Origin of the sequence: Hydrogenophaga sp. RAC07 (assembly GCF_001713375.1) — a bacterium.
GTDB lineage: Bacteria > Pseudomonadota > Gammaproteobacteria > Burkholderiales > Burkholderiaceae_C > Hydrogenophaga.
On the sequence record NZ_CP016449.1, the window covers coordinates 1,661,394 to 1,673,157 of the forward strand.

11 protein-coding genes are annotated in these 11,764 nt (G+C 65.0%); 9 read left to right on the forward strand and 2 right to left on the reverse strand.

Annotated elements, in window-relative coordinates; all coding sequences use genetic code 11:
* Positions 1-161 precede the first annotated feature (161 nt).
* From BSY239_RS07770 to BSY239_RS07790, 5 genes are all read left to right on the forward strand, one after another.
* Positions 162-914, forward strand: a complete 753-nt coding sequence (locus tag BSY239_RS07770; protein WP_236944190.1) for a GNAT family N-acetyltransferase — start codon at positions 162-164, stop codon at positions 912-914.
* Positions 914-1,876 (forward strand): UDP-2,3-diacylglucosamine diphosphatase, encoded by a 963-nt coding sequence (locus tag BSY239_RS07775; RefSeq protein WP_083239871.1) that lies wholly within the window; start codon positions 914-916, stop codon positions 1,874-1,876. Before BSY239_RS07770 ends, BSY239_RS07775 begins: the two co-directional genes overlap by 1 nt.
* Positions 1,809-2,915: a glycosyltransferase family 4 protein gene (locus BSY239_RS07780; protein WP_083239872.1), complete on the forward strand. Its 1,107-nt coding sequence runs from the start codon at positions 1,809-1,811 to the stop codon at positions 2,913-2,915. The genes BSY239_RS07775 and BSY239_RS07780 overlap by 68 nt, the downstream gene beginning before the upstream one ends.
* 85 nt (positions 2,916-3,000) lie before the next feature.
* Positions 3,001-5,079 carry a polyphosphate kinase 1 gene (ppk1, locus tag BSY239_RS07785; protein WP_069046344.1) on the forward strand — a complete coding sequence of 693 codons (2,079 nt, stop codon included), beginning with the start codon at positions 3,001-3,003 and terminating at the stop codon, positions 5,077-5,079.
* A gap of 17 nt (positions 5,080-5,096) precedes the next feature.
* Positions 5,097-5,579, forward strand: a complete 483-nt coding sequence (locus tag BSY239_RS07790) for a SixA phosphatase family protein (RefSeq protein ID WP_069048862.1) — start codon at positions 5,097-5,099, stop codon at positions 5,577-5,579.
* A 31-nt stretch (positions 5,580-5,610) separates the two neighbouring features.
* On the opposite strand, the gene BSY239_RS22695 is transcribed toward BSY239_RS07790, so the two are convergent.
* Both BSY239_RS22695 and ppx read right to left on the reverse strand, forming a co-directional pair.
* Entirely contained in the window at positions 5,611-6,060 is a 450-nt protein-coding gene (locus BSY239_RS22695; RefSeq protein ID WP_216637509.1) for a hypothetical protein, read from the reverse strand.
* Positions 6,061-6,195: 135 nt separating this feature from the next.
* A complete protein-coding gene (gene ppx, locus BSY239_RS07800; RefSeq protein WP_069046345.1) occupies positions 6,196-7,680 on the reverse strand; it encodes an exopolyphosphatase in 1,485 nt (494 codons plus the stop codon).
* 217 nt (positions 7,681-7,897) lie between these two features.
* Here ppx and pstS point away from each other — a divergent pair, with 217 nt between their 5' ends.
* The 4 genes from pstS (at position 7,898) to pstB (ending at position 11,712) form a co-directional block, all read left to right on the forward strand.
* Positions 7,898-8,929: a phosphate ABC transporter substrate-binding protein PstS gene (gene pstS / locus BSY239_RS07805; RefSeq protein WP_069046346.1), complete on the forward strand. Its 1,032-nt coding sequence runs from the start codon at positions 7,898-7,900 to the stop codon at positions 8,927-8,929.
* Between the two features lie 94 nt (positions 8,930-9,023).
* Complete coding sequence (gene pstC, locus BSY239_RS07810; protein WP_069046347.1) at positions 9,024-10,022, forward strand: phosphate ABC transporter permease subunit PstC; 999 nt, start codon at positions 9,024-9,026, stop codon at positions 10,020-10,022.
* 1 nt (position 10,023) lies between these two features.
* The gene (pstA, locus tag BSY239_RS07815) at positions 10,024-10,878 is read left to right on the forward strand and encodes a phosphate ABC transporter permease PstA (protein WP_069046348.1); all 855 of its coding nucleotides are present in this window, start codon (positions 10,024-10,026) and stop codon (positions 10,876-10,878) included.
* A gap of 45 nt (positions 10,879-10,923) precedes the next feature.
* Entirely contained in the window at positions 10,924-11,712 is a 789-nt protein-coding gene (pstB, locus tag BSY239_RS07820) for a phosphate ABC transporter ATP-binding protein PstB (protein ID WP_069046349.1), read from the forward strand.
* Positions 11,713-11,764: the final 52 nt, after the last annotated feature.

Below are 11,764 nucleotides of genomic sequence, written 5' to 3' on the forward strand. Positions count from 1 at the left end.
AATACTTGAAGGATAAAAATGACCTCGGGTGAGTGCGGTGTCATCAAAACTTCATGGGACTGCCTTGGGAGGGTCACGACCGGTTTTCAAACTGCAGGGTCATGAACACAGCCTTCCTCCCCCACGCCATTTCCCCAGAGCAGAGCGTTGTGCCCGTTTCCATGGGACCGGGCCCGCACGGCATCGAGGTCTCCTGGGCCCGGCACCAGGGCGAGGTGCAGGAGGCGCAGAAACTGCGGTTCGACGTGTTTGCCACCGAGATGGGTGCGCGCCTGCCCAACACACTGCCCGGCCACGACGTCGACCTGTTCGACGACTTCTGCGAACACCTGCTGGTGCGCGACAAGGCCACCCGCCAGGTGATCGGCACCTGCCGTGTGCTCACGCCGGCCCAGGCCGAACGCGTGGGCAGCACCCACAGCGACACCCAGTTTGACCTCACCCGCCTGCGCGGTGTCCGCGAACGCCTGGTGGAGGTGGGTCGCAGCTGCGTGCACCGAGATCATCGCCAGGGAGCGGTGAGGATGGCGCTGTGGGGCGGGCTGGCCGGTTTCATGGAGCGCAACCAGCTCGACACCTTGATCTGCTGCGCCAGCATCCCCATGCAGCACGAAGGCCGGCATGGCGTGGTGGGTGGTGGCCACGCGGCGGCCAGCATCTGGCGCCAGCTCAAGGCCACGCACCTGGCCCCGATCGACTTCCATGTGCGCCCGCGCCTGCCGCTGCCGGTGGAGCGGCTGGACGACACGCTGGGCGTGCAGCCGCCCGCGCTCATCAGGGACTACTTGCGCCTGGGCGCGAAGGTGATGGGGCCGCCGGCCTGGAATCCGGACTTCAACGCGGCGGATCTGCCCATGCTCATGCGACTGCGCGAGCTGCCGGCACGCTACCGCAAATATTTCCTGGTGGCTTGATGCGAGCCGCCCTCGACGTATTGGGTGGCTGGGCTCTCAAGAGCGGTTTGCCGCCAGGACAAAGTCCAGGCGGGTCGTGGGACGCCGACGGCGGCGGTGATGACGATGGCCCGGGTGAGGGTGGTGAACGGGCCCGTTTTCGGGCCGTTTTCATTTCCGACCTGCACCTGGGCACTGCGGGTTGCCAGGCGCGTCCGCTGCTCGATTTCCTCAAACACCACCCCAGCCACACGCTCTACCTGGTGGGCGACATCATCGACGGCTGGCAGTTGCGCCGCAAATGGTTCTGGCCGCAGGCGCACAACGACGTGGTGCAGAAGCTGCTGCGCCGCTCGCGCAAGGGCTGCCGCGTGGTCTTCGTGCCGGGCAACCACGACGAGTTCGCGCGCCAGTTCGACGGCCACAACTTCGGCGGCATCGAGGTGGCCAACGAAGCGGTGCACACCACCGCCGACGGGCGCCGCCTGTGGGTGGTGCACGGTGACTATTTCGACGGCGTGATCCAGTGCGCGAAGTGGCTGGCCTACCTGGGGGACAACGCCTACGAGTTCACCCTCAAGCTCAACCGCCACCTCAACTCGCTGCGAGCACGCATGGGCCTGCCGTACTGGTCGCTCTCGCAGTACCTCAAGCACAAGGTCAAGAGCGCGCTCAATTACGTGACCGACTTCGAGCGCGCGGTCGCTGCCGAAGCCCGATCGCGCGGTTACCAGGGCGTGGTCTGCGGACACATCCACCGCCCCGAAATGCGCACCATCGACGGCACCCTCTATTGCAACGATGGGGACTGGGTGGAAAGCCTCTCGGCCCTGGTCGAACACATGGACGGTCGCCTGGAACTCGTGCACTGGAGTCCACAGACCGCGGCACCCGTTGGTGCCCAGGGAGACCCACATGAAGATCCTGATCGTGACGGACGCCTGGCAACCCCAGGCGAATTCGGTCGCCACCACGCTGGCTGAACTGGTTCGACAGCTCCAGATCGGCGGCCACGAGGTCGTGGTCATCCAGCCCGGGCAGTTCCGCACCCGGCCGTGTCCGGGCTTTCCGAGCCTCGACATCGCGTGGTTTCCCGGTGCCCGCCTGCGTGAACTGATGGACAGCGCCGACGCACACGCCGTCCACATCGCCACCGAAGGCCCCCTGGGTTGGGCAGCGCGGCGCCACTGCCTGCGGCGTGGCTGGCCATTCACCACCGCGTTCCACACCAGGTTCCCCGAAATCCTCAAGGACACGTTTGGCCTGCCGGTGAGCTGGGGCTATGCCTTGCTGCGCTGGTTTCACAAGCCCGCCAGCGGTGTGATGGCCCCCAGCCAGGGTGTGCTGAACATGCTGCAGACACGCGGCTTTCGCCGCCTGCTCCTGTGGACGCACGGTGTGGACACGCGCCTGTTTGCGCTGTCCGACAGCAGCCAGCCCTGCGCCCCGCTGGGGCCGCTGGCGCACCCGGTGAGCCTGTATGTCGGCCGCATCGCGCGCGAGAAAAACGTCGAGGCCTTTCTGGCGCTGGACGTGCCCGGCAGCAAGGTCGTCTGTGGTGTCGGACCGCTCGCCTCGAGCCTGCGGGCGCGTTACCCCAATGTGCACTGGCTCGGTGTGTTGCCGCGGCACGAACTGGCGCAGGTGTACGCCTGCGCCGACGTGTTTGTGTTTCCGGCCCGAGGGGAGACCTTTGGCCGCACGATGCTGGAGGCCATGTCCAGCGGCGTGCCGGTGGCCGCCTACCCGGTGGACGGCCCGATGCAGGTGCTGGGGCAGAGCCAGGCCGGCGCCATGCGCGAGGACCTGCGGGAAGCCTGGGTCGAGGCGCTCAAAGTCAAACGCCACGAGGCGCGGGACCGCGCGCTGCACTTTGGCTGGGGCAGGGCGAGCGCCTTGTTTCTCTCGCACCTCGTGGTGTTGCCGAGGCACCCCAGGCAGCCAGCGCCCGGGCTTGTGCGTGCCGGGTCGCGACGGGGAATTGCTCGCGAAACTGTCACACAAACGTCATCCGCCCGTTGAATAATCGTCACAGAGTTCGTGGAGGCGGCTGGGCATACTGTCCCGGGCCACAGGACGGACGCCCCCGTCGACAACAAGACCAGACATGAGCGGCAACAACTCCAACAGCAAGTTTCCCTTCCTCGATCGCGATCACAGCATCCTGGCCTTCAACGAACGCGTCATGGACTGGGCACGCCGCCCCGACGTGCCGCTGCTGGAGCGCCTGCGCTACCTCAGCATCGTCTCCAGCAACCTCGACGAGTTTTTCGAGGTTCGTGTCGCGCCCCACCTCACCGCCGCACTGGCCAACGAGCAGCGTGGCCTGTACACCGCGCAGAGCTTCGAGTGGCTGTCGGAAGAAGTCCACAAACTGGTGGCCCAGCAATACGCCATCTACAACGACGAGTTGCTGCCGCTGCTGGAGAAAAAGGGCATCAAGCTGATCTCGCACGGTGAGCGCAACCCGCGCCAGCGCCGCTGGGTGAAGGAGTTTTTTGTCAACGAGGTGCAGCCGCTGCTGATGCCGGTGGGCCTGGACCCCGCACACCCCTTTCCGCAGGTGGCCAACAAGTCACTCAACTTCATCGTGCGTCTGGCGGGCAAGGACGCGTTCGGCCGCGAGAACGAAATCGCCATCGTGAAGGTGCCGCGCATCCTGCCGCGCTTCTTCCGCATGCCACCCATCAAAGGCTCCAAGCAGACGCACTTCGTCTCCATCTCCAGCCTGATCCGCTCGCACCTGGGTGACCTGTTTCCGGGTCGGCAGGTCACGGAGTTTTCGCAGTTCCGCGTCACGCGCCATTCCGATCTGGCGGTGGACGAGGAAGAGGTGAAGAACCTGCGCACCGCGCTGCGCAAGGGCTTGCAGCAGCGCCACTACGGCCAGGCCCTGCGGCTGGAAGTCTCGGCCGGATGCTCCGAGTTCCTGGCCGACTTTTTGCGGGAACAGTTCGCATTGCCCTTCAAGGCGCTCTACCGCGTTCCGGGACCGGTGAACCTGGTTCGACTGAACCAGCTGATCGACAAGGTCGACGCGCCCGCGCTGCGTTTCGAGGCCTACCACGGTGGTTGGCCCGCGCAGCTCACGCCGGGGCAGTCGTACTTTGAGCGGCTGCAACAGGGCGATGTGCTGATCCACCAGCCTTACGAGAGTTTTGACGCCGTGCTGGCCTTTTTGCGCGAGGCGGTGGAAGACCCGGACGTGCTGGCCATCAAGATGACCATCTACCGCACCGGAGCCAAGTCGGAGCTGATGAACCTGCTGCGCGAAGCCGTGCGCCGGGGCAAGGAAGTGACCGCCGTGGTGGAGCTCAAGGCGCGCTTCGACGAAGAAGCCAACATCAACTACGCCGAGCGGCTGGAATCGGTGGGTGCCCAGGTGGTTTATGGCGTGGTGGGCCTCAAGACCCACGCCAAGATGCTGCTGGTGACCCGCCGCGAAGCCAGCGGCCTCAAGCGCTACGCCCACCTGTCCACCGGCAACTACAACCCCGGCACGGCGCGGCTGTACACCGACATCAGCTACCTCACGGCCGACGATGCGCTCACCGCCGATCTGGAGCAGATCTTTCTGCACCTGGCCAGCCAGAACCGCCTGCCCAGGCTCAACAAGGCGCTGATCGCTCCGTTTCATTTGCACAAGGCCATGCTGGACAAGCTGGATGCGGCGGGCGCGGCCGCCAAGGCCGGGCAGGACGCGCGCGTGATCGTGAAGATGAACGCCCTGACCGACGAGCAGCTCGCGCGTGCGCTGGCGGTGGCCTCGCAGCAGGGCGTGAAGATCGACCTCATCATCCGCGGCGCCTGCATCCTGCCGGCGCAGGTGCCCGGCTTCACCGACAACGTGCGCGTTCGCTCGGTGATCGGGCGTTTGCTGGAGCATTCGCGGGTGTTTTATTTCCGCACCGGTGAGGCGGAGGAGCTGTGGCTCTCGAGCGCCGACTGGATGAACCGCAACATGCTGCGCCGCATCGAACTGGCCTGGCCGGTGACCGACCACGCGCTGCGCCACCGCATCATGGACGAGTGCCTCTCGGCCTACCTGCACGACACCAAGGACGCCTGGCTGCTGCAACCCGACGGCCGTTATGTGCCCGCCAGCATCACCGGCAACGGACGCACCCGGGCCGTCATGCACTCAGCGCAGGCCAGCCTGATGGCGCGCTACGGCAGCAAGGGATAGCAATGGAAGCCCGCACCATGGACCTGATCCTCTGGCGACATGCCGAAGCCCATGAGCATCCGGATCCTTTGGCCGGGGTGCCTGGTGATGCCAAAGATCTGGTGCGGCGCCTCACGCCCCGCGGCGAAAAACAGGCCACGCGCATGGCCGCCTGGCTGGACCGGCAATTGCCCGACGGCGCGCGCATTTTCAGCAGCCCCGCCTCACGCTGCGAACAGACCGCGATGGCCCTGGGCCGCAAGTTCAAGCTGCGTGAAGAGTTGTTGCCCGAAGGTGATCCGCTGGCGCTGCTGGAACTGGTGCAGTGGCCGCACGGCAAATCGCCGGTGGTGGTGGTGGGCCACCAGCCCACGCTGGGGCGGGTGATTGCCCGTCTGCTCAACCTGGCCGAGGACGACTGCTCGGTGAAGAAGGGCGCCCTGTGGTGGCTGCGGCACCGTGAGCGCGCCAGCGGCAACCAGACCGTCGTGGTGACGGTTCAAACCCCTGAATTGATCTGAGCACGACCCGGGGCCGTGCCCCGGGTGGACTTCAGACAGCGGCTGTCTTCTTGGCGGGAGCGGCCGCTTTCTTTGCTGCGGGCTTGGTCGCCACCTTTTTGGCGACGGGTCGGGCAGCAGCTTTGGCCGCCGGCTTGGCAGGCGCCTTGGCAGCCACTTTCACTGCGGCTTTCGCAGCGGGAGTGGCAACCTTCTTTGCCGCAGGCTTCACCACCGGTTTCCTGGCAACTTCGGGCTTCTTTTCGGTGCCGGTGGGGCGGCCGGTCTTGAGCGTGGGCACGGCGGACAGCGCGGCCTTGAAGGCTGCGTCGTTCAGGCCTTGCAGAGCCATGAGGCCGGCGCGCAGCAGCTCGCTTTTCTTCACGCTGGTGCCCAGCGCAATGGCGCGGGTCTTCAGCGTTTCAATGGCGGCGAATTCCGCCTTGGGGATGGTGAAGCTGTCGCGCACGAGCTTGGGCTTCTTGTTGCTCTGACTGGCCATGAATGCACTCCGTTGGGCTGTGAAAAGGAGGGCAGTATAAACCGTATAAATCGTTTATACGGTTGTGACCGTACCGTGACAGATGTGTGACGGCGCAAGAAGCGCTTATGTGGCAATGGTTTGCGGAGGGTGGTCCTAGCGGATATCCGCTGTGAACTTCCAGGCCGACTTCTGCCAGGCCACCACCTCTTCACCCAGCAGCCATGCCGACTGCGGGTAGCGCTTGGCCCAGCCCGGCGCCGTGGCCAGCTTGAAGGCGCGCGGCTTGTAGCTCAGCGTGACCGACTCGTGCTCGGGCATCTGGCGCGCGTGGCACAGCAGCACCGCCAGGCGCAGCGCCATGAGTTGCTTGGCAAACAACTCGTCCTGCAACGCGTCCTCGAGCTTGCGCAGCTTGCCACGCTGACCCATCACCAACTGGCTCATGCGGTGCAGTTCGGGCAACGAGAAACCGCGGGCGTCCACGTTGTCCAGGATGTAGGCGCCGTGGTGGTGCGAACGTTCGTGGGAGATGTGGGTGCCGATCTCGTGCAGCCGCGCGGCCCAGGCGAGCTTCTGCGAGTAGCGCTCGTTTTGCGCGTCCAGCGCGGCGATCTGGGCGAAGAGGGCGGTGCTGACCGTGCTCACGCGCTTGCCCTGCGCTTCGTCGGCCGAAAAGCGGTGGGTCAGCCAGTTCACGGTTCGCTCGCGCACGTCGCCGCCGTCGGTGTCGCGGTCGATCAGGTCGTAGAGCGCACCGTGGCGCAGCGCGCCCTGGGCCACCAGCATCTGCTCGATGCCGAACAGGTCAAAAATGGCGCGCAACACGCTCACGCCGCCGCCGATCACCGGACGCCGGTCGTCCTTGAGGCCCTCCAGGCGCAACTGGTCGGCGTTGCCCGCCTTGATCATGCGGTCCTGCAACCAGTCCAGACCGGCGCGGGTGACCAGGCCGGACGCCCAGCCGTTGGCGGCCAGCATGTCCGCCACGGCGCCCACCGTGCCCGACGAGCCGTAGGCCACGGTCCAGTCGGCCGGCGGGAATTTGTCCAGCGCTTCGTCGATCACCGCCTTGGCGGCGACCTCGGCTGTCTTGAAGGCGGCGGCGGTGAACTGTCCGCGCGGGAAGTAGCGCGTGGACCAGGCCACGCTGCCCAGCCGGTACGACTCCATGGTGCGGGCCGAATAGCCCTCGCCGAGGATCATTTCGGTGGAGCGTCCGCCGATGTCGACCACCAGGCGTTTTTCGTCGGAATGCGGCAGCAGGCGCGAAACGCCCTGGTAGATCAGGCGCGCTTCTTCGTAACCGGAGACCACGTCGATGGAAAATCCCAGGATGGCCTGGGCCTGGCGCACAAAATCGTCGCGGTTTTTGGCCTCGCGCAGGGTCTGGGTGGCCACGGCGCGCACCTGCTGGCGCTTGAAGCCGTGCAGCCGTTCGGCAAAACGGGCCAGGCACTCCCAGCCTCGTTCCATGGCCGCCTGGCTCAGGTTTTTTTCCTCGTCCAGCCCGTTGCCCTGGCGCACCGTCTCCTTGAGGTATTCGATGCGCTCGATATGCCCCGAGTGGTAGCGGCCGATTTCGAGCCGAAAACTGTTGGAGCCGAGGTCGATGGCGGCAAGAAGGGTACCGTTTTGCATGCGAAGGGGAGGTCGGCGAGCCGCAACGGCTTCTCGGAGATCGGGGGAGGGCGGGGGGAGTCCGGATTGTGACGCATGCCCGGGCCAGACTCTGTTCGCAATCGTGCCAACGGGCCGCCCAGATCGTTCTGTGACAAGCGGGCGATGTCACGAGCTTGTCACATTGCCTGCCTAGAGTCGCTCTTGTTCTGTTTCCCCAACCGCAAGGAGCTTCCCAATGATCAACAAACGCATCTTCCTCCAGGCCGTCGCTGCTGCGGCCATGGCCACTGCCGGCATGGGCTCGGCCATCGCCGCCGACATCACCGGCGCTGGCGCCACCTTCCCCTTCCCGATCTACGCCAAGTGGGCCGAGGCCTACAAGGCACAGACCGGCACCGGCCTGAACTACCAGTCGATCGGCTCCTCCGGCGGCCTGCGCCAGATTCGCGCCAAGACCGTGGCTTTCGGCGCATCCGACGCGCCTGTGTCCGGTGCCGACCTCGACAAGGACGGCATGGTCCAGTTCCCGGCCATCATCGGCGGCACCGTGCCCGTGATCAACCTCGACGGCTTCAAGCCGGGCGAACTGCGCGTGACCGGTCCCGTGCTGGCCGAGCTGTTCCTGGGCACCATCACCAAGTGGAACGACCCCAAGCTGGCCGCCCTGAACCCCGGCAAAACCCTGCCTGACCAGAACGTGACCGTGATCCACCGCGCTGACGGCTCGGGCACCACCTTCAACTTCACCGACTACCTCAGCGCCGTGAGCAAGCCCTGGGCCGACACCGTTGGCAAGGGCGCTGCCGTGAAGTGGCCAGCACCGTCGTCGGTGGGTGGCAAGGGCAACGAAGGCGTGGCCGCCAACGTGAACCGCGTCAAGGGCGGCGTGGGTTACGTGGAATACGCCTACGTCAAGAAGAACAACATGAACTTCCTGCAGCTGCAAAACGCCGACGGCAAGTACGTGAGCCCGGACGACAAGACCTTCGCCTCGGCCGCCGCCGGCGCCGACTGGTTCAGCGTGCCCGGCATGGGCGTGTCGATGGTGAACGCCAAGGGCGCCGAGAGCTGGCCCATCAGCACCGCCTCGTTCATCCTGATGTACAAGAACCCGGCCGACAAGGCGCAGTCCGCTGAAGTGCTGAAGTTCTTCGACTGGGCTTTCAAGAGTGGCAAGGGCATGGCCGCCGAGCTGGACTACGTGCCGCTGCCTGACAGCCTGACCGCCGACATCCGCTCCAAGGTGTGGTCGCAGATCGCCAAGTAAGTTAGGCTGCTTCCAAGTCGCATCCGCCGGTCGGTTCAGTCGGGCCGGCGGATGTTGACTTGTGGGGCCGGTCAACCACCGGATCGGAGTCACCATGAGCCTGGGAACCACCATGAGTTCGCAACCCGTGTCCATTGAACTGGACAACCCCAACATGGCGTCGATTGCCAAACGGCAACGCTTTCACGACGTCCTGTTTCACCGCATCACACAGAGTTTTTCGCTGCTGGTGCTGGTCGCCTTGATGGGCATCATCGTTTCGCTGTTCATCAACGCCTGGCCCACGTTCCAGAAGTTCGGTTTCAACTTCATCTGGCGCGTCGAGTGGGACATCATCAATGAAGAATTCGGTGCTGCGATCGCCATCGTCGGCACCATCGCCAGCGCGTCGATCGCCATGCTGATCGCCGTGCCGCTGGCCTTCGGCATCGCGCTGTTCCTCACCGAGACCTGCCCCGTGTGGCTGCGCCGCCCGCTGGGAACGGCGGTCGAGCTGCTGGCGGCTGTGCCTTCCATCATTTACGGCATGTTCGGCCTGTTCGTGTTCGCGCCACTGTTCGCCGACTACTTTCAGGTGCCGGTGCAGAACGTGCTCGGCGGCATGCCGCTGGTGGGTTTCCTGTTCGGCGGGAGCACCAACGGCTTCGGCATTCTGGCTGCGGGCATCGTGCTGGCGTTCATGGTGCTGCCTTTTGTGGCGGCGGTGATGCGCGACGTGTTCGAGATCGTTCCACCCATCTTGCGCGAATCGGCCTACGGCCTGGGTTGCACGACCTGGGAGGTGGTGCGCCGCGTGGTGTTGCCCTACACGCAGAAGGGTGTCATCGGCGGCATCATGCTCGGCCTGGGGCGTGCCCTGGGCGAGACCATGGCGGTCACCTTCGTGATCGGCAACGCCAACCGCATGCCCACATCGCTGTTCTCGCCAGGCACCTCGATCGCCTCCACCTTGGCCAACGAATTCGGCGAAGCCGCCGACTTCCACCTCTCCACCTTGTTTGCGCTGGGCTTCCTGCTGTTCGTGATCACCTTCCTGGTGCTCTCGGCGGCCAAGATCCTGATGTTGCGCGCCGAAAAAGCCAAAGGTTTCTGACATGGAACTCGACAACGCCATTTACAAAAGCCGCCAGCGCACCAACGCCATCGGCCTGACCTTGTCCATGGGTGCCATGGTGCTGGGTTTGGTTGTGCTGCTCTGGATCCTGAGCGTTCTGCTGACCAACGGCCTGGCCGCCCTCGACTGGAACATGTTCACGCAGTCCACCCCGGCTCCCGGCAGCGAAGGTGGTGGCCTGGCCAACGCCATCGTGGGCAGCTTGATGATGGTCGGCTTCTCGGTGCTGGTGTCCACGCCCATCGGCGTGTTTGCCGGCGTCTACCTGGCCGAGTACGGCGACACGAGCAAGACCGCCGAACTCACCCGGTTTGTGACCGACATCATGTTGTCGGCGCCGTCCATCGTGCTGGGTCTGTTCGTCTACGCGATCGCCGTGGCCACCGTGGGCAACTTCTCGGGTTGGGCAGGCAGCCTGGCGCTGTCGCTGATCGCCGTGCCGGTGGTCGTGCGCACCACCGAAAACATGCTGCGCCTGGTGCCCGGCAGCCTGCGCGAAGCGGCCTTTGCGCTGGGTGCGCCGCGCTGGAAAGTGGCCACCCTGGTCACGCTGCGCGCGGCCAAGAGCGGCGTCATGACCGGTCTGCTGCTGGCCGTGGCCCGCATCAGCGGCGAAACCGCGCCCCTGCTGTTCACCGCGCTCAACAACCAGTTCTTCAGCACCGACATGGGCGCACCCATGGCCAACCTGCCGGTGGTGATCTTCCAGTTCGCGCTGAGCCCTTACGACAACTGGATCCGCCTGGCCTGGGGTGGCGCGCTGCTCATCACCCTGTCGGTGCTGGTGCTCAACATCGTGGCGCGGGTTTTCCTGCGCGAGAAGACGCCAGGCTGAAGCCGGCGCATCCGTATCCAAACAACCAAAAATCCGGACAGAACCATGCCCAACACCGCTGCCCAACCCGCTGTCGCCGCCAAGAACGCGCTGGAACTGCGCAACCTCAACTTCTTCTACGGCAAGTTCCAGGGCCTGAAGAACGTCAACATGAACATCGAGGAGCGCAAGGTCACCGCCTTCATCGGCCCCTCGGGCTGCGGCAAGTCAACCTTGTTGCGCACGCTCAACCGCATGTACAGCCTGTACCCCGGCCAGCGCGCCGAAGGCCAGATCAATTTCTACGGTCAGAACATCCTGGACGAAAAGCAGGACATCAACCTGCTGCGCGCGCGCATCGGCATGGTGTTCCAGAAGCCCACGCCGTTTCCCATGTCGATCTACGACAACATCGCCTTCGGCGTGAAGCTCTACGAGAACCTGGGCAAGAGCGAGATGGACGACCGCGTGGAGTGGGCACTGTCCAAGGCTGCGCTGTGGAACGAGGTGAAGGACAAACTCAACCAGAGCGGTCTGTCGCTCTCGGGCGGTCAGCAGCAGCGCTTGTGCATTGCGCGCAGCGTGGCGGTGAAGCCGTCGGTGTTGCTGCTGGACGAGCCCACCTCGGCGCTGGACCCGATCTCCACCGGCAAGGTGGAAGAGCTGGTGCACGAACTCAAGCAGGACTACACCATCGCCATCGTCACCCACAACATGCAGCAGGCCGCCCGCTGCAGCGACTACACCGCCTACATGTACCTCGGCGAGCTGGTCGAGTTCGGCTCCACCGAGCAGATCTTCTTCAAGCCTGCCAAGACCGAGACCGAGGACTACATCACCGGGCGCTTCGGCTGATTGCAGCCAACGCTGAAAATCGAGCAGTTCCGAGCCACAACGGGAGATCTTT